This window comes from Novosphingobium sp. TH158, assembly GCF_002855555.1.
GTDB lineage: Bacteria > Pseudomonadota > Alphaproteobacteria > Sphingomonadales > Sphingomonadaceae > Novosphingobium.
Map to the genome: position 1 here is coordinate 1,985,642 of NZ_PKRT01000001.1, position 17,729 is coordinate 2,003,370.

Here is a 17,729-nt window from a genome sequence, read left to right on the forward strand (position 1 = left end):
TTTGCGCCTAGGGCTTGCCGGCTACGGGCTGGATGGTTTCGCCGGGCGAGAGGAATCCGCCGGCACGCAGCACGACCTTTTCGCTGCCGCTAAGGCCCGAGGCAATGGCAATGCCCTTGTCGGTTACCAGGCCCAGTTTGACGTTGCGCCGTTCCACCTTGTTGCCCTTGCCGACGATGTAGACATAGCTGGTCTGTCCATCGGAGAGGATGGCGGAATCGGGAAGCATCGGGGCCACCATGGTGCCGGCCTTGATCACCGCACTGGCAAAGCCGCCGGGGCGCAGTTCGGGCGCATAGGCCAGCGCGATGCGCGCAAAGCCCTGCCGGGTCTGCGGATCGATAACGGGCGACACCTGCCAGACCTGACCCGTGAACTTGCGGGCACCGCCAACCGGGGTCACCTCGGCGGAAACGCCGGCTGTAACCTTGGCGAGATCCATTTCGCCGACCTGCGCCTTCAGCTCCATCTCGCCGTCCTTGGCGATGCGGAACAGCACGCCGCTGCCACCGCCAACTACCTGACCGGGTTCGATGCGCCGTTCGAGCACGAGGCCTGCGGCGGGGGCGACAATGTTCAGCCGAGCGATCTGCGCGCCGATCTGGGCGAACGAGGCGCGGGCGACGCGGACGCGCGCATTGGCGGCATCGCGGGTGGCAGTCAGCCTGTCGACATCGGCCTTGGAGATGAAGCCGCGATCCACCAGCTTGAGCGCGCGATCGAGGTTCGCCTGAGCCAGTCGGGCATCGGCCTCCGCAACAGCGATCTGCGCGCCGGAGCCGGCCTGCTGCTGCACCTGAACCGAACGATCGATCACCGCGAGCACCTGTCCGGCCCGCACCCAGTCACCCGCCTCGACGAGAACCTGGCGCACCTGACCGCCTTCACCGACCGAGCCCACCGGCATCTCGCGGCGGGCAGCCAGCGAGCCGTTGACGTTGATCATGCCTTCTACCGTCACGGCCCCCGGCGCAACGACCGAAACGCGCGGTGCCTGGTCCTTCTTCTCGGCCTCCTGGCCACCGAAGCCATGCAGCACGAAGAACAGCGCGATCAGCAGGACGACCGCGCCGGCAATGATCAGGATGGTGCGCTTGCGAGAGCGGCGATCCTCTTCCTCGACAGCATCGAGCGGCCCGCCCGCCAGCTCTTGTCCGTCAACGGCGGAATCGATGCTGGATTCGTAGTTCATCAAGTCATGCCCTGGTCTGCTGGCCGGAAAATCGCATTTCCCGGAAATGGTTCGATCGCAGCTGTGTTAGATCAATACATCACTGGCGGCAACAGTGTTGGACAGCAGCAATCGTCAAGCGAGGCATAGACTTCGACCAATGGTCTGGCAATCAGCGAGAATGCACTGATTTGTAACACGCCGAAACGGCAACGGCCGGACCCCGCGAAGGGGCCCGGCCGTAGCTTTTGCGCGGTCTGCGCGGAGGGTCAGTACTTCAGCTGGCGCTCGTACAGTTCGCGGTAGTGCTGGATGCGCGTGACGCGCAGGCCCTGCATGCCCGAACGATCGACGGCCCGCTGCCAGCCGGCGAATTCCTCAAGCGTCAGGCCATAGCGGTCGCAGGCCTCGTCGATGGTCAGCAGTCCGCCGTTGACGGCCGCAACCACCTCTGCCTTGCGGCGCACGACCCACCGCGTCGTCGACGGCGGCGGAAGCGATTCAAGGGTGAGCGGTTCGCCGAGCGGCCCGATGACCATTGCTGGCCGGATGTCCTGGTTTTCAATCATAGCTTTCCTCGGTCATCGGAGTGGGGGTGCCGATGACATCGGCATCAATGCCAGCCTGGCCTTTGCCATTGGCTAAAGCAGTTAGGTTAACGGCGACTGAGGACTCGCGCAGGGAGGCCAGCGCCTGCGACCCGGCAAGGATAAAGCTGCCGCCGGCAGAGGCCGATTCGGCAAGCTCGCGCCGCAGGGCATGAGCCGCGACAAAGCGTGACTTGAGGGCGTGCCAATCCAGCGCGCGACCAGTCTCTTCCGCAGGTGCGGTGGCGCTCGTCGTGGCGAGGCTCGAAGGGGCGAATCCCATTTCCATTGCAAGTGGTGTAAAGTGGCAGTCGTCAAAGCCAGGTAAAGGCGGCGTTCACTTCTGCTTGACCTTGGTTAACAAGTCTGAACTCGAACTTTTGCCGTCCGGCGCCTGCCGGTGTATGGGCGCGCCCATGGATTCCCTCTTGTCCGCATTCGATTGGCCTGCCTTGTTCCAGCTCCCCGCCGGAGCGGATGGAACCCTGTCCGGGCGTCGCATCGTCGTCGCCATGTCGGGCGGGGTGGACAGCTCGGTCGTGGCCGCGCTCGCCGCCGCCAGCGGGGCCGAAGTGATCGGCGTAACGCTCCAGCTCTACGATTATGGCGCATCGACCGGCCGCAAGGGTGCCTGCTGCGCGGGCGACGACATCCGCGATGCCCGCGCCGTGGCCGACCGCCTGGGCATCGCCCATTACGTGATCGACCACGAAAGCCAGTTCCGCGAAGAAGTGGTCGAGCGCTTTGCCGACGATTACCTTGCCGGTCGAACCCCGATCCCCTGCATCCGCTGCAACATGGGGCCAAAGTTCACCGACCTGTTCGCCATGGCGCGCGAATTCGGTGCGGATTGCCTGGCAACCGGGCATTACGTGCAGCGCATCCAGGGTCCGGCAGGGCCGGAACTGCACCGCGCGCTCGATCCGGCACGCGACCAGTCCTACTTCCTGTACGGCACAACCGAAGCCCAGCTGGCCTTCCTGCGCTTTCCGCTGGGCGGCCTGCCCAAGCCCGAGGTACGCCGGCTGGCCGAACATTTCGGCCTGCGCAACGCCGCCAAGCCCGACAGCCAGGACATCTGCTTCGTCCCCGATGGCGACTATGCCAAGGTGGTGAAGCAAGTGCGGCCCGAAGGCGTCGAGGGCGGGGACATTGTCCACGCCACGACGGGCGCGGTGCTGGGCCAGCACAAGGGCGTGATCCACTATACTGTCGGCCAGCGCCGCGGACTGGAAATCGGCGGGCAGCCTGAACCGCTCTATGTTACTGGCATCGATGCGCCGGGGCGTCGCGTGCTGGTCGGCCCGAAGCGGCTCCTTGCGGTTGCCGCAGCCCGGATCGTCGAAACCAATCGCATCGGCCCCATGCCCGCAGGTCCGGTCAACGCGAAGGTGCGCAGCCTCGCCAAACCGGTGCCGGTAACGGTCGAGGGCGTGCTGGGTGAAGGCGCAGAGGTGACGCTGCACTTCGCCAGTCCCGAATATGGCGTCGCCCCCGGGCAGGCAGCGGTGCTTTACGCCGGGGAGCGGGTGCTGGGCGGCGGCTGGATCGAAGCGACCCAGACCGCAGCCTGAGCCTATTCCCAGGGCTCCAGCACGCAGCCCGGACCCGGCCGGAAGGTGGCAGTCTGCGCGGCCAGCAACGGGAAGCGGGCGGTAACGCTCTTGGCCTCGGCATCTTCGCTCAGCACGATCAGCCCCATGCCCTCCTCGAAATCCTTGCGGCAGTCGCCCAGCGCGCGCCCGGCGACGTACCGGCACGAACAGGCAACGCGCGCGCCATAGGAAGCCCCGGCCTGGGCATAGCCGTTCAGCGGCGTCCAGAACCATGCCAGCACGGCCAGCAGGGCAATCGGCACCAGCCACAGCCAGCGCCTGCGGCGGGACCGTCCGGAAATTGCACTTGTCGGTTTGGTGGTTGCCATCGGCCCCGGTTCTTGCGCATGAGGCGCGCGACATGACCGCGCGCGCGCCCTCCCTTATCCTGACCCTGTCGCTCCTGCCAGCCCTGGCCGCATGCGGCTCGTCCGGAAAGGACGCGACCCCGCCCCCGCCGCTGTCGAGCGAGGCCATGGCTGCCGTGGTGGAAAAGCCGGGCGTCAACCGCGAACGCCTTGCCCGGGCGGTCGACGCGCTGTTCGCCGATAGCGAAGCCGGCGAAACGCGGGCGCTTGTGGTCTTCTCCGGCGGGCGGATCGTCGCGGAGCGCTATGGCGAAGGGTATGGCAAGGATACACGGCTGGTCGGCTGGTCGATGTCGAAGACGATCACGGCGGTGATGATCGGCCAGCTCGTCTCGGACGGTCGCCTGCGGCTTGACGATCCCGCCCCGGTTCCCGCCTGGCAACGCCCGGGCGACCCGCGCGGCGGCATCACCATCCGCCAGCTTCTCCAGATGCGCTCCGGCCTTCGCCACACCGAAGCCGGCGATCCGGTTTACGAATCGGGCGAGGTGCGAATGCTGTTCCTCGAAGGGCGCGACAACATGGCTGCCTGGGCCGAGGCGCAGCCGCTCGAGGCAGAGCCGGGCCGCAAGTTCGAATACAGTTCCGCTTCCACGGTGATCCTGTCCGACATCGCCACCCGCGCGCTGACGCCCAGCACCGACCCGGCGATCCGCCAGCATGCCGTGGCGGACTACCTGCGCACCCGCCTGTTCGAACCGGCGGGCATGAAAGGGACCGTGGCCGAATTCGATGCGGCAGGAACAATGATCGGCTCAAGCCTGATCCATGCCACGGCGCGCGACTGGGGCCGGTTCGGCGAATTCCTGCGTAATGGCGGGACTGCGCGCGGGGTTCAGCTGGTTCCAAGCGGGTGGGTGGACTTCATGACCAGCCCCAGCCCGCGCAATCCCGGCTATGGCGCGCAGACCTGGCTCAACCGCCCCCAGCCGGACGGCCGCGAATCGCTGTTCCCCGGTCGTGCCCCGAAGTCGCTGTTCGCCGCTCTCGGGCATCTCGGGCAATACGTGATCGTCTCCCCCGAACAGAAGCTGACGGTCGTGCGCCTTGGCAAGAGCACCGAGGCCGAGCGCAAGGCCGTGCGCGAACACCTGGCCAGGATTGTCCGGCTGTTTCCGTAACATATTGACGAATTGCAGACATCGCCTAGCCTCATGCCCGTTATAATGGGAGAAGGCGGCAATGGAACAGACGGACATTCTTTGCACGACCACGGAAGGCGACGTTGCGCGCACCGGGGGTGACTGGCCGGATTGGGAACTTTCGCGAACCCGCACTTTCTTCAGGGACGTTCCGCGTCCGATCGACACCAAGGGATACCTGGGCCAGACGCGCAACCGCAAGCTGGAGCTGGTGAAGACCCGCACCGCGACCGGTTTCGCCGCAACCTGGACCTTCTCCTGCGAGTTCAACATCGGGCCTTACCGGATCGTGCCGAACAACGTCGCGGAGTTCCAGCTGATCGGCGCCGGCACGACTTACGCGCGTCAGAAGCTGGCAGGCTTTGCCCGGACATGCGGCGGCTGGACCGCGCTGAGCTGGAACGGCAGCTTCCCCGCCGATGCATTCGATGCGATCGACACGTTCCAGATCTATGCGAAAGACGTCGAATTGAAACGCTGCTGATGCGCGATCAGCCTGGCAGCAGGTCCTTGGCACCGATCCCCGTATCGACGTGGCCTTCCGGGTCCGGGTGAATGAGGATTTCCACGCCGGGAAACTCTGCCAGCAGCTTCAGTTCGATCTCGTCCATCACGCGGTGGGCTTCGCGCACTGGCATGTCCGGATCGACCCAGACGTGGAACTGCACGAAATCGCGGTTGCCGGAGGTGCGGGTGCGCAGATCGTGCACGCCGCGCAGTTCGGGATGGCGGGCCATGACCTCGATGAACCGCTTGCGCTTTTCCTCGGGCCATTCGCGGTCCATCAGCTGGGTTATGGCTTCTTGCGAAGCCTTCCAGGCCCCCCAGCCCAGCCAAAGGGCAATGGCGAGGCCGAAAACCGGGTCCGATCCGGCAATCCCGGCATACTGATCGAGCGCCAGCGCGGCGATGACCGCAAGGTTGAGCAGCAGGTCCGACTGGTAATGGACATGGTCAGTGCTGATCGCGAGGCTTTGCGTCTTGCGGATGACGTGTCGCTGCCAGGCCAGCAGGGCAAGCGTTGCCCCCATGGCGATCAGCGAGACGACGATGCCTTCGCTGGCCGCTTCGGTGCGGGCACCCGCGAAGAACTGTTCCACCGCACGGAATGCCAGCGTAAGCGCGGAAATGGAAATCAGGACAATCTGGAACAGCGCCGCCAGCGCCTCTGCCTTGCCATGGCCGAAACGGTGGTGCGAATCGGCCGGTTGCGCCGCAACCCAGACCCCGGCGAGCGTTGCCACGCTGGCGATCAGGTCAAGCGTCGTATCGGCAAGGCTGCCGAGCATGGCTGTCGATCCGGTAGACCATGCCGCCCAGGCCTTGAGCCCGACCAGCAACAGCGCGACGGTGATCGAGGCATAGGCAGCACTGCGGTTCAGCGCGGCGGAATTGTCCTGCACGGTCATGGGTAGAGCAACTCGCTTGACCAGGATCCGGTCCGCGGATCGAGGGTGAAGTGGCGGCGCTCGTGGAGGCGGAAGGGGCGGTCCATCCAGAATTCCATGGCGTGCGGCACCAGCCGGAAACCCGTCCAGTGCGGCGGACGGGGAATCTCCCGGCCAAGGTATTTTGCGCCGACCTTTGCGATCCGGCCGAGGAACGCTGCGCGCGAGGGCAGCGGGCGCGACTGGTCGCTGGCCAGCGCACCGATCTGCGAATCGCGCGCCCGGCTGGAAAAATAGGCATCGGCCAGATCGTCGCTCACCTGCTCGATCGCTCCTTCAATGCGGATCTGGCGGCGCAGCGATTTCCAGTGGAACAGCATTGCCGCCTGCGGATTGGCCAGCAATTCGCCGCCTTTGCGACTCTGTGCATTGGTATAGAACAAAAATCCGTCCGGCCCGTGTCCTTTCATCAGGACCATGCGGACCGAAGGGGCTGCAGACGGGGTCGCCGTGGCGAGGGCAACGCCCTCCGGATCGTTCAGCTCGTGCTTGCGGGCCAGCGCGAACCACTCCTCGAACAGCGCGAAAGGATCCTCACCCGTGATCGCATCGGCTTCGTTCGGCATGGATTTGCGACTTTCCTGTGTTGCGGCATGGCTTGCCGGATGGCCCGCGCATGCCTAGCTAGGGGCTCATGTCAGACCCTTACGCGATCCTTGGCGTTGCGCGCAATGCAAGCGAGAAGGACATCAAGTCCGCCTATCGCAAGCTTGCCAAGGAACTTCACCCCGATCGGAACAAGGAAAACCCGAAGGCGGCCGAGCGCTTCAGCGAAGTGACCCGCGCCTACGACCTGCTTTCCGATGCCACCAAGCGCGCGCAGTTCGACCGGGGCGAGATCGACGCCGATGGCAATCCCGCCAACCCCTTCGCAGGCATGGGCGGGGGCTATGGCGGCGGCGGCAATCCGTTCGGCGGCGGGATGGGCGGCGGTGCCGAAGGCATCGACCTGTCCGACCTGTTCGACGGCCTGTTCGGCGGCGGTCGCAGCAGCAGCGGCGGCGGACCTTTTGGCGGAGGCTTCGGCGGCGGGCCACGCAGGCCCCCGGCCAAGGGCGCGAACGTCAGCTACAGGCTGAAGATCAGCCTGACTGACGCTGCGACCCGCGCGCCGCAGCGCATCACCCTGTCCGACGGCAAGACGATTGACCTCAAGCTGCCTGCCAGTGTCGAGGATGGCACCCAGATGCGCCTTGCTGGCAAGGGCGAACCCGGGCCCGGCGGCAATGGCGATGCCCTGGTCACCATCGTGGTCGAACCGCACGCCTTCTTCCGCCGCGATGGCGACAACCTGCGGCTCGACCTGCCGGTCACGCTCGACGAGGCGGTGAACGGGGCCAAGGTGAAAGTGCCGACCGCCGATGGCGCCGTAATGCTGACGATTGCTCCCGGGTCCAGCTCAGGCAAGGTCCTGCGGCTCAAGGAAAAGGGCTTCTCGCGCAAGGACGGCACCCGCGGGGACCAGCTTGTGACGCTGCAAATCGAGCTTCCGGCCGACGATGCCGACCTGAAGCAGCGGCTGGAAGGCTGGAGCGACGGCCGCAATCCGCGCGCGCGGCTCGGCGTCTGACATGGAAGAGCACGCCGCAGACGAACCCGACGTTCCGGCGCACGTTCCAGACCTCTCGCCCGAAGCCCGGCGCCGCCGCGCCGAACGCTGGCGTGGGGAACTGGCCGACCGGCTGGAAGAACAGTTTGGCCGGGGCTCGCGCATGCACCGCGTGTTCACCCGCGTGTGGACCGGCGCATGGAACGACGGGTTCATCCACGCCGGCAACCTGGCCTATACGACCATCGTCGCACTGTTTCCCTTCTTCATTACCGTTACCGCGGTGTTTTCCGCCATCGGCGAACCGCAGGAGCGGGCGAATTCGGTCGGGGCCTTCCTTGGCGGCCTGCCGCCGGTTGTCGCGCGAAGCCTGGCCCCCGTCGCCTATGACGTGATTGAGCTGCGCCACGGATCGCTGCTGTGGATCGGCGGGCTTGTAGGCCTTTGGACCGTCGGCAGCCTCGTCGAAACGATCCGCGATGTCCTGCGTCGCGCCTATGGCACCGAACAGACGCTGGCCTTCTGGCGTTACCGGCTGTTCTCTACCGGCATCATCATCGTTGCCGTGGTGGCGCTGATGTTCTCGCTGCTGGCGCAGGTCGCGTTGGGCGCGGCGGCACAGATGGTCGAGGCATGGTCGCCCCGCGCCTCCGAGGTTCTCGACGAGATCGCACTGGGCCGCATCGTGCCCGCACTGGTGCTTTACGTCTCGCTGCTCCTGCTGTTCATTTCGCTGACGCCAGGCGAATATCGCGGCGGCCGCTATCCCAAGTGGCCGGGTGCCGCCTTCGTGACAATGTGGTGGGTGGCGGTGTCGATCGCGCTTCCCTGGGTCCTCCGGTCGCTTTTCCACTACGATCTGACCTATGGCAGCCTTGCCGGGGTGATGATCGCCCTTTTCTTTTTCTGGCTTGTCGGCTTAGGACTGGTGGTCGGTGCAGAGCTCAACGCCGCCTTGGCGGAAAGCCCGGAGGAGCAGGACCTGATCGAACGGAAGGCCTCTCCGGGCTGGCGACGCAAGCAAAGGGATAGTGGGGAAGATACGGCATGAGCGGACTGATGCAGGGCAAGCGTGGCCTGATCATGGGCCTGGCGAACGACAAGTCGCTGGCTTGGGGCATTGCCCAGAAGCTGCACGAGCAGGGGGCGGAGCTTGCCTTCACCTATCCCAACGCGGCGATCGAAAAGCGCTGCCGCCCGCTGGCGGAACAGCTGGGCAGCGATTTCGTCTTCGAATGCGACGTGGCCGACATGGCCAACCTCGACAAGGCCTTTGCCGAACTGTCGGCATGCTGGCCGACGCTGGACTTTGTCGTCCATGCCATCGGTGCCTCCGACAAGAACGAGCTGCGTGGCCGCTATTCCGACACCAGCCTCGAGAACTTTCTCAACACGATGAACGTCTCGGTCTATTCGATGACCGCCGTGTGCCAGCGCGCCGTGCCGCTGATGCCGCAGGGCGGCTCGATCCTGACGCTGACCTACTATGGCGCCGAAAAGGTCGTGCCGCATTACAACGTGATGGGCGTGGCCAAGTCGGCGCTGGAAACCAGCGTCAAGTATCTTGCCGCTGACCTTGGCCGTGACAACATCCGGGTGAACGCGATTTCCGCCGGCCCGATCAGGACGCTGGCCGCCTCTGGCATCGGCGATTTCAACCTCATCCTGAAGTGGAACGAGCTGAATGCCCCGCTGGGCCGGAACGTCACGATCGAGGACGTCGGCGGAGCCGGGCTCTACCTGCTGTCCGACCTGGCCTCGGGCGTGACGGGCGAGATCCACCATGTCGATGCCGGCTACAACGTGATCGGCATGAAGCGCGAGGACGCGCCGGACATCGCGCTGGCCTGAGGCCCGCGAGGCTTTCCCGGCAGGAGAGGGCGAAACCCCCTCTCCACCCGTGATCAGATCTTGATCATTTCCTTGTGCACCGCATGGCGCGTCGGGCGGTTTGAACCGCGGCGCGAGCGTGAGCGCGGCGGGTCTGCCGGGCGAACCATCAGCACGCAGGCAATCGCGATCAGCGCGCTCATCGCCGCCGTGCGCAGCGGATAATCGACCAGGCTGTGCACCAGCACGGTGCCAATGGCGAGGCTTGCCGCCAGTGGCACGACGTTGCGACGGGCCCCGCCCCACAGCGTCCAGGTGCGGGGCAGGTACCATGCGAGGAACAGGCCCAGCGCAGCAAGGCCGAACACGCCGTTCTCGATCAGCAGCTCAAGCAGGTCATTGTGGGCATGGTTGACATAGGTCGTGCCGACAAGCTTCGGGTCTTCATACCAGCGGTAAAGCTCAAGGAAGGTGCCCGTACCGCTGCCGAACGGCGCGAAATCGCCAAGAATGCGCAGGCCGGTAAACAGGAACTCCTGGCGGCTGATCCCGGCGGTAGTGCCCTTGGTGGTAAGATCGTTGGCTGCCGGCCCGAACAGGAGGAAAGCAGCAAAGCCGGCGACAAGGATCAGGCCTGCCAGCAGGACAGCGCCAGCCGGCAGCCGGAAGTCCGGCTTGGCAACCAGGACGAGCGCCAGCAGCACCGGTCCGAGCAGCAACTGGCAGGCCAGCGATCCGCTGACGATCACACCGAAGGCCAGCAACAGCGCGATCCCGCCATAGATGGCCTGGATGCTCGCCGACTTGCCGACCTGTCCGGCATTGTTACGGATCTCGGCAATGGCCCAGCTGCCGAACAGGGCCAGCGTCACCAGCAGGAAGCTGCCCTGGTGGTTCGAGTTGGAGAAAAAGCCCGGACCCTCGCCGTAGTTGGTGACGATGTAGAAGTAGAGCGAGCCTGCACCCGCCTGCACGGAGCTGATGGCAACCGACACCACTGCCACAGCCGTGACCACGGCGATGATGTGGCGCGAGAGCGGAGCGTCATCCGTGCGCATCGCCATGAACAGCGCCAGCGCCGGAATCCACCAGGTGAAGGATCCAAGGCTCTTCCAGGGTGCCAGCGAAAGCGTCAGCCAGGGCGCTTCGGCACCGATCAGCCCGAACCCTTCGAACACCTTCTCACGCCCGGGCAAGTGCTGCCACAGGCCCGGGGGAAGCGGCAGGAACTGCACGGCACAGAGCACGCCAAGTGCGATGAAGAAGCCGCGCAGGCCAGTGTGGAGCGTTTCGCCCTCAGGCCGTGGCCAGATCGTCCAGGCAATCAGACCCGCGCCCAGCAATTGCAGCAGCAGGTTGCCGCCAAAGCCGGCAGCACTGGCACCGCCAAGGACAAGGACGAGCGCGAGGTAGGCCAGCGTGGCATTCGCCCGGGTAAGGAGGTTCATGGCCGCACTCCACCTTCGATGTTCAGGCTGCGGACAAGGGCATCCTGCGGATCGCGGCTTTCCTGCAGGCGCCCGGCGAGGGAAATGACCTGTCCCTGGCAGCCTTGCTGGGGGACCATGAAGTTCACCAGCAGCACGTGCTCGCTCCCCGCATCGCCCTTCAGCGGTTCGTCGAAGAGCAGCGCATCCTTTCCGGCACACTGCAGCTGGAAGCCAAGCGCACCCGGCGTGCCGCCGGTGGTGCGATAGGCCAGCCGGGCCCGGTAGTTGCCGGGCGCCAACGTGACGAGTTGCGATGCCAGCGCGCCGGGTTCGCGGCCGTAATAGGCAAGGGAAAGCCCCCCGCCGCGCTGGCGTTCTGCCGCGCCGGTCGAATCCGTCTCAAGTTCCCAGTTGAACGGCGGGGGAGCCTTGGTGTCCGAAAAGTCGGGGCTGTGCACCGCACCGCCCTTGCCGCTGCCGCCCCACATGGCCCGCGCCTCGGCAAAGGCCTGGGCACGGACCAGTTCCTTCACCGCGAGGTTGCGGACCTTGGGCTGGTCAAGCGCGGCCTTCGGAAGGTTTGCCACGAGATAGCGCGAGATCGCAGGCGTCTTGCTGGAGGTCGAGAAGCCGCGCAGGAACGGTTCGAACAGTTCCGGATGCGGCGCAAGCGCGGCAATCACCTCGTTGACCTGCTTTTCCGAAGAGATCGCCTTGCCTACGGCCGGCATGAGCCGGTCCGCCACGGCCGAAGTCAGGCGGTTGAGGACGGCGATCTCGTCAATCGCCTCCTTGAGGTTCCCCGCGCCGAGCGCATGGCGCATCAGGAAGGCATGGGATTCGCGCGAACGCGGATTCCGGCGCGTTGCTTCGCGCAGCAGCTTGCCATCCTGGGCTGAACCGTTGGCACCCTGCCCGCGGAAGCCGGCAGAGGCGACCGCGAAGAAGGGCTCATAGGCCAGCGGGGCCGAGGCAAGCGCGGCGCGGCCAAGCTCCGCCGCGTTTTCCGGGGGCTGGCCGCCGGAATCCAGGCGCATCGCGCGCAGCTGTCCGATCTTGCCCGGACCGAAGCTGCCCACGGCCGGCAGCGAAGCCGCCGCCGGGCTTTCGGCCACCCGGCCGAACTGGGCAAGCAGCGCTGCAAGGCCCATTGCCGCAGCAACGGCCACCGCCTGCAGGCGGCGATCGCGGTGTACGCCGGATTCACTCTCAATACCCATTGTGACCTGAATCCCCGCGGCGTCAGCGTTCCGGCTTGCCCAGATCGAGTGCGCGGCTCGGGTCGGAACTGACCCTGCCACCGATGCCATCGGAGCCATAGCTGTACGAATAGTAGTTGTATCCGTAGCCGGCATGGCCCGAAGTCACCTTGGTCAGGATGACGCCGATGATCTTGGCCCCCGCCGCATTGAGACGACGGACCATTTCGGTGACGTTGCTGGTGCGCGACAGGCGGCTTTCGATGACGATAGCCGTGGCTTCCGCGACGGAGCCCAGCAGCGGTGCGTCCGTGAGGCCGAGGACCGGCGGACCATCGATGACGACCATCTGGTAGGCCTGCTCCGCTTCGGAGATGATGACCGGCAGGCGGTTCGAGCTGAGCAGTTCTGCAGCCGATCCTACGAACCGGCCAACCGGGAGCAGTTCCAGATTCTCGATCTGGGTCTTCTCGATATAGGCTGACAGTGGTTCTTCCGTGCCGAGCAGGTGGGCGAGACCATAACCGTCCGAACGGCTCGAGACGAAGGTCGGCTTGCGCAAGTCGGCGTCGAGCAGCAGAACTTTGGTGCCAAGCCGCGCCATCGAGCTGGCAATGGCAAAGGCCGAGCTTGACTTGCCCTCGCCCGGGCGGGTCGAGGTGATGAGCAAAGTCTTCGGCACACCCTTGGCCTGCGAGAACCGGAGCGCGGTTCGCACCGAATAGTAGGCTTCCGAAATGTCGGATTTGCGATCGGCCAGGGCCTCCTGCAGCGTCCGGTCCTCGGTATCCATGGGAATGACGCCCAGCACCGGCAGGTTGAGCTTGCTGCGAACGTCATTGGTGTCGATCACCGTATCGAACAGCAGGTGGAGGATGAAGGCCAGGGCAATACCGGCGGTCAGGCCCAGAATCAGCCCGATCAGCGCATTGACCGGCAGTCGGGGGCTGAAGGCGCCTCCCGGCGGGGTTGCAGCATCGACCATGGCAACGTTGCTCTGGCCAATGCCGCCGGCAACGCCGACTTCCTTGTAGCGCTGCAGCAGCGCATCATAGAGCGCGCGGTTGGTATCGGCTTCGCGCTGCAGGATATTGTATTCGATCGAACGTCCGCGCTCGCCCTGGACTTCGCCCTTCGAAGCGGAGACCTGTGCCTCGAGCTGCGCTTCGGTGCGCAGGGCGGCCTTGTATTCACCGTAGAGCTCTTCACGCTTGCTGCTGGAAACGCGGCCCCGTTCGCCCGAGATCGTTGCGTCAAGCCGGTCGATACGGGCCTTGAGCTCGACCATCGCGGGATAGTCCGGTTTGAACACCTTGAGCTTTTCGTCGTATTGCGACTGCAACTCGGCCCGCTGCGGGACAAGCGTGCCAACCGCTGAGGTCTGGTCGGCAGCAAAGGTGACCGAGGCGTTCTTGTAGGCCTGTTCGGCGGCAATGCGCCGCACCCGCGCCTGACTGTAAGCTTCATTCAGGGCCGAAAGGTTGGACTGGGCAAGCGTCGCGCCTTCGGACGTCTTGCCTTCCACCGTGACCGACTGGGTGCGGAACACGCCAGACTGCATCGAGTAATTGTTGAGGTTGCGCTCCGATTCCTCGAGCGCTGCCTTGGTGCGCGCCAGCTGGTCGGAAAGGAACTTGCGCGCGTAGGAGGTATTGTCGAAACGCCGCTCCAGGCTGCTGGCGATGAAGCCGCGACCCAATGCATTGGCGATGTTGGCAGCCGATGCAGGATCCTTGGCCACGTGGCTCACCTGGATCAGCATCGCACCCTTGACCTGGTCGACCGACGTACCCGCGCGCACCAGCGCGACCGCACGTTTGGTGCGCTGTTCGCGTGTGCCTTCCTGGCCACCGTAATCCGGCGACGAGGCGAGGTTCAGGTCTTCCACGACACGCTTGGCCAGTTGCTCGCTCTTGAGCAGGCCCAGCTGGGTTGCCAGCAATTCCTGGTTTGCCCCGCGTGATTGGTACTGCTGCCCCCCACGACCGGCGCCTTCGATCATTTCGGTGCTCTGGTTGTTGACCTCCATCAGCGCGGTGGCGCGATAGAGAGGGGTCATCAGCAGAGTGGCAATGATCCCCAGGATAAGGCCCAGTACACCACCGCCGAGGATCACCCGGCGGTGCTCGGAAATCACGCGAAGCACGTCGCGCAGTTCGACGCCCGAAACCGCCCCCGGATGCGGGCCGTAGGGCGATGCGGAAACCGCGCCGGTCTGGTCTATGGTCTGTGCCGTCATTCGGTTGCTTGCCTGGTCTTGCCTTGCCCTGCGCTCTCGATCTCGTGCCGTGTCAGGCGGGGATCAGAGCGAATTGAAAACCGCGATAAGCGGCAGCGAATTCAGGATGTCGCGATAGATCGCGCGCACCTTCGAGCCATCGACAACAATGGTGTCGCCGGGATAGACCACCGGATCGGCCATTTCCCCGTGGCGGATCGACACGAGATCGAATGCCGCGCCCACGGTCTTGCCGTCGCGCTTGCGGAAGATGGCGATGCGCTTGGGGTTGGATTCGGAAACGGTGAGGCCGCGCGCCATGGCGATCGCCCCGACCAGCGTGGTCCGCCCGGGGAGGGCGTAGATGCCCGGAGAATTCACCCCGCCCTCGATCGTGATGTTCAGCTGGTTCGTGGTGACGACACGAACGGAAACCTCTGGGTTCTGGAGGTATTTCTGGCCATAGAGCGTTTCAAGCCGCTTGGCGAACTCGGCTGAATCCATGTCGCGGACGCTGGTCTGGCCGACCAGGGGCAGGTTGACCATGCCGAAGCCGTCCACCTGGTATTCGCCCGAAAGTTCGGGGACGCGGAAAACGTTGACGCGGATGATATCGAGCGGCCCGAGCGGCACGTCATAGGCTTCGCGTACCGGGCCATTGCGATCGGGAGCACCAAAATCGGCCGGAGCGTAGGGCAGCTTGCCACCACGCATTTCGCATCCGCCCAGCACTGTCACAACCAGCGTGGCGGCAAGCACGCGCGCAATGCGCTTGTGGCCTGTGCCCTTCGCGCCGCGTAACCTGTCAATCCGCTCGCCCAACTCGCCTCCTCCTTCCGCATAGGGGTTTGTACGGGCCCGAAACAGGCCTCTTGGCAAAGCTTCTAGGGCAAGCCCCGTCGATTGCAAGAGCCCGGCGGGGCCGGATTCATCCGTTTGCGACGGGCAGAGCGCCCGTTTCGCGCAAGGTATCCAGATAGATGCGGTTGACCCGTTCAATCGAGAACTCCTCGATCGCGCGCCTGCGCCCTTCGGCCGCCATGCGATGCCAGTCAGCATCGGAGGTCTCGCAGGCACGCGCCATCGCCGCCGTCAGGCTTTCGGCATCGGCAGGCTTGCACAGGAACCCACTCTCCCCGTCGCGAACGACATCGCGGCAACCGGGAACGTCGGTGGTGACAATCGGCCGCCCCATGGCCGAGGCTTCCAGCAGCACGCGCGAAAGACCTTCGCGATAGGACGGCAGCACGACGAAGTCCGCTGCGATCATCTGGGGGCGAACATCGCCGGACGGTTCGACGTGCTCGATAAGGCCTTCGGCAAGCCAGCCGGCGAATTCCTCGCGCCCGATTGCCGTGCGATTGGCGACATCAATCGGCCCCATCAGCCGGCAGACAGTATCGGGCCAGCGCATGCGCACGGCCCTGGCCGCAGCAACGTATTCCCGGACGCCCTTGTCCCCCACCACCCGGGCAACCATCAGGAATTGCCGCGGTTTCGGGCGATTCCCGTCGGGGCTGCGCCAATGCTTCGGATCTATGCCCGAGCCGGGCAGAAACGTTACCCGCGCCGGATCGACCAGCCGCGCATCCGTGAACAAGGCTGCATCGTCGGCGTTCTGGAAGAACACCCGACTGGCTCCCTTGAACGCCGTCCGGTACAGCAGCTTGACCACCCGCGTGACCAGGTTGGTGCGGATGAAGGCGGTGCCAAGGCCAGACACGTTCGGATAGGCCTTCACCCCGCACGAACGCGCCGCCAGCACCCCGTAGACGTTGGGCTTTATCGTCCAGCTCAGCCAGGCATCGGGCTTCTCGCGCCGGATGATGCGCCTCAATTGGAGCAGCGTGCCGAGATCGCGGAGCGGCGACAGGCCCATTGCATCGATCCCCACCGGCACGAAGCGGCACCCCATCTCCGCAAGCCGCGCTTCCATCTCGGGATCGGGCGGTGCGATCGCGATCACTTCGCAACCCTGCCGCTGCAATTCAGCAATCAGCCCGCTACGAAAGTTTACAAGATTCCACGCCTGGTTGGCGCAGACCACGATGCGGCACGCTGGCTTGGTCACAACAGCTCGAGCACCGACTGGTAAGGCACCCAAAGATAGGCGTGGGTGGCGAAGATGAGGAACACTGCCTGGATCATGGCAGCAAGCCCGACCAGCGCGATGCGCACGCCGGTGGCCATAGAATCGGAGACGCCGGCCAGTGCGCGGATTTCGCCGAAAGCGGCAATCTGGATGACCGAGAAGTAGAGCGCGATACGGTCAACCGCGGTCGAGGAGGAGGAAACGGCCAGCGCGCCCAGCGCGGCGAAGTTGGCCAACGCGATGGCGATCCACACCGAACGGACACGCGCGCTTGCCCCGAAATGCCGCCAGCGGGCGAGCACCAGCATCGAGGGCAGCAGGCTCATCAGGATGCGGGTCGCTGCACCACCCGAATCGTATTCCTGCTCAAGATAGCCCAGCTCAAGCTTGTCCAGCTGCGGCAGGAAGAAGGCAGCGAAAAGCGCCGCACCGACAACCATGGACGCAACCGCCAGCAGCTTGTTCCGCCGCACCAGCGCCCAGCCGAACATCGGGAACAGCAACGAAGCGCTCGAGTGGAACAGCGTGCCGATTGCCATGAGGGCAATCGTCTTGAGTGTCCGTGAATTGTCCAGCGAGGCCAGGGCCATCAACATCATGCCAATCGCCGCACCCTGGCGGACATAGCCCATGCCGACCACGATCAGCAGGTACGGAACGGCAAACAGTATGCCTAGCCAGGGCTCGCGCATGCGCGCCGCAACCTGTACTGTGCCCATGCCGAGCAGCAGGCAGCAGACGCCGTTGACGAGGTACAGGCCCATACCAAGCTGCGCCGAGATCCAGTTCAGCAGGCCGAACAGGGGATCAGTCGTGGTCATCGCGTCGAGCGCAGAACCCAGCGCGATTTCCTCGTGCATGAGGGTATAGGTGTCCCAGTCGCCACCCGTTTCGTGCCGAAGGCCGCCGATCAGCGCATAGGCGACAACGAATGCAACAAAGCCGGCCCGCTGCCCGCGCCGGTCGGCGAATGCGGACTGCGGATGCACCGGATAGGCGAGCGCCATCAGGGCAGGAAAGGCAAACAGCAACCAGTAGATCAGCATCGACGTGCAGCCGCCATCCCGTTGTCTCCTGCCAACGCCTAGTCCAGATGCCGT

At 65.1% G+C, this 17,729-nt stretch carries 18 protein-coding genes; 6 read left to right on the top strand and 12 right to left on the bottom strand.

Going from position 1 to position 17,729, the window contains the following annotated elements:
* Positions 1-7: 7 nt before the first annotated feature.
* The 3 genes from C0V78_RS09780 to C0V78_RS09790 form a co-directional block, all read right to left on the bottom strand.
* On the bottom strand, positions 8-1,192 hold the full coding sequence (locus tag C0V78_RS09780; RefSeq protein WP_101797541.1) for an efflux RND transporter periplasmic adaptor subunit: 1,185 nt from the start codon (positions 1,190-1,192) through the stop codon (positions 8-10).
* A gap of 248 nt (positions 1,193-1,440) precedes the next feature.
* Positions 1,441-1,740, bottom strand: a complete 300-nt coding sequence (locus C0V78_RS09785; protein ID WP_101797542.1) for a DUF1153 domain-containing protein — start codon at positions 1,738-1,740, stop codon at positions 1,441-1,443.
* Entirely contained in the window at positions 1,733-2,041 is a 309-nt protein-coding gene (locus tag C0V78_RS09790; protein WP_144039876.1) for a hypothetical protein, read from the bottom strand. The genes C0V78_RS09785 and C0V78_RS09790 overlap by 8 nt, the downstream gene beginning before the upstream one ends.
* 133 nt (positions 2,042-2,174) lie before the next feature.
* On the opposite strand from C0V78_RS09790, the gene mnmA reads away from it, so the two are divergent.
* Complete coding sequence (mnmA, locus tag C0V78_RS09795; protein WP_254049880.1) at positions 2,175-3,332, top strand: tRNA 2-thiouridine(34) synthase MnmA; 1,158 nt, start codon at positions 2,175-2,177, stop codon at positions 3,330-3,332.
* 2 nt (positions 3,333-3,334) lie between these two features.
* On the opposite strand, the gene C0V78_RS09800 is transcribed toward mnmA, so the two are convergent.
* Entirely contained in the window at positions 3,335-3,682 is a 348-nt protein-coding gene (locus C0V78_RS09800; RefSeq protein ID WP_173843374.1) for a hypothetical protein, read from the bottom strand.
* 32 nt (positions 3,683-3,714) lie between these two features.
* Between C0V78_RS09800 and C0V78_RS09805 the strand changes: the two genes are divergently transcribed.
* Together C0V78_RS09805 and C0V78_RS09810 are read left to right on the top strand one after the other, a co-directional pair.
* Positions 3,715-4,842, top strand: a complete 1,128-nt coding sequence (locus C0V78_RS09805; protein ID WP_101798300.1) for a serine hydrolase — start codon at positions 3,715-3,717, stop codon at positions 4,840-4,842.
* A gap of 61 nt (positions 4,843-4,903) precedes the next feature.
* Positions 4,904-5,347 (top strand): hypothetical protein, encoded by a 444-nt coding sequence (locus C0V78_RS09810; protein WP_101797545.1) that lies wholly within the window; start codon positions 4,904-4,906, stop codon positions 5,345-5,347.
* 7 nt (positions 5,348-5,354) lie between these two features.
* Here C0V78_RS09810 and C0V78_RS09815 read toward each other — a convergent pair whose 3' ends face one another.
* Positions 5,355-6,272 carry a cation diffusion facilitator family transporter gene (locus tag C0V78_RS09815; RefSeq protein ID WP_101797546.1) on the bottom strand — a complete coding sequence of 306 codons (918 nt, stop codon included), beginning with the start codon at positions 6,270-6,272 and terminating at the stop codon, positions 5,355-5,357.
* Positions 6,269-6,877 (bottom strand): pyridoxamine 5'-phosphate oxidase, encoded by a 609-nt coding sequence (pdxH, locus tag C0V78_RS09820; protein WP_101797547.1) that lies wholly within the window; start codon positions 6,875-6,877, stop codon positions 6,269-6,271. The genes C0V78_RS09815 and pdxH overlap by 4 nt, the downstream gene beginning before the upstream one ends.
* 68 nt (positions 6,878-6,945) lie before the next feature.
* Here pdxH and C0V78_RS09825 point away from each other — a divergent pair, with 68 nt between their 5' ends.
* From C0V78_RS09825 to fabI, 3 genes are read left to right on the top strand one after another with little or no spacing between them, the layout of a single operon-like run.
* On the top strand, positions 6,946-7,881 hold the full coding sequence (locus C0V78_RS09825; RefSeq protein ID WP_101797548.1) for a DnaJ C-terminal domain-containing protein: 936 nt from the start codon (positions 6,946-6,948) through the stop codon (positions 7,879-7,881).
* A 1-nt stretch (position 7,882) separates the two neighbouring features.
* Positions 7,883-8,911, top strand: coding sequence for a YihY/virulence factor BrkB family protein (locus C0V78_RS09830; RefSeq protein ID WP_101797549.1), 1,029 nt, complete (start codon positions 7,883-7,885; stop codon positions 8,909-8,911).
* Positions 8,908-9,711, top strand: coding sequence for an enoyl-ACP reductase FabI (gene fabI / locus C0V78_RS09835; protein WP_101797550.1), 804 nt, complete (start codon positions 8,908-8,910; stop codon positions 9,709-9,711). The genes C0V78_RS09830 and fabI overlap by 4 nt, the downstream gene beginning before the upstream one ends.
* A 53-nt stretch (positions 9,712-9,764) precedes the next feature.
* Here the strand turns inward: fabI and C0V78_RS09840 are convergent, their stop codons facing one another.
* The 6 genes from C0V78_RS09840 to C0V78_RS09865 all read right to left on the bottom strand — a co-directional run bounded on the left by C0V78_RS09840 (position 9,765) and on the right by C0V78_RS09865 (position 17,675).
* A complete protein-coding gene (locus tag C0V78_RS09840; RefSeq protein WP_101797551.1) occupies positions 9,765-11,138 on the bottom strand; it encodes an O-antigen ligase in 1,374 nt (457 codons plus the stop codon).
* Positions 11,135-12,340: a hypothetical protein gene (locus C0V78_RS09845; RefSeq protein WP_101797552.1), complete on the bottom strand. Its 1,206-nt coding sequence runs from the start codon at positions 12,338-12,340 to the stop codon at positions 11,135-11,137. Before C0V78_RS09845 ends, C0V78_RS09840 begins: the two co-directional genes overlap by 4 nt.
* Before the next feature lie 22 nt (positions 12,341-12,362).
* On the bottom strand, positions 12,363-14,558 hold the full coding sequence (locus C0V78_RS09850; protein WP_101797553.1) for a polysaccharide biosynthesis tyrosine autokinase: 2,196 nt from the start codon (positions 14,556-14,558) through the stop codon (positions 12,363-12,365).
* 63 nt (positions 14,559-14,621) lie between these two features.
* On the bottom strand, positions 14,622-15,359 hold the full coding sequence (locus tag C0V78_RS09855) for a polysaccharide biosynthesis/export family protein (protein WP_158241530.1): 738 nt from the start codon (positions 15,357-15,359) through the stop codon (positions 14,622-14,624).
* A gap of 106 nt (positions 15,360-15,465) precedes the next feature.
* Positions 15,466-16,608, bottom strand: coding sequence for a glycosyltransferase family 4 protein (locus C0V78_RS09860; protein WP_371514433.1), 1,143 nt, complete (start codon positions 16,606-16,608; stop codon positions 15,466-15,468).
* Positions 16,605-17,675: an EpsG family protein gene (locus C0V78_RS09865; protein ID WP_101797556.1), complete on the bottom strand. Its 1,071-nt coding sequence runs from the start codon at positions 17,673-17,675 to the stop codon at positions 16,605-16,607. The genes C0V78_RS09860 and C0V78_RS09865 overlap by 4 nt, the downstream gene beginning before the upstream one ends.
* Positions 17,676-17,729: the final 54 nt, after the last annotated feature.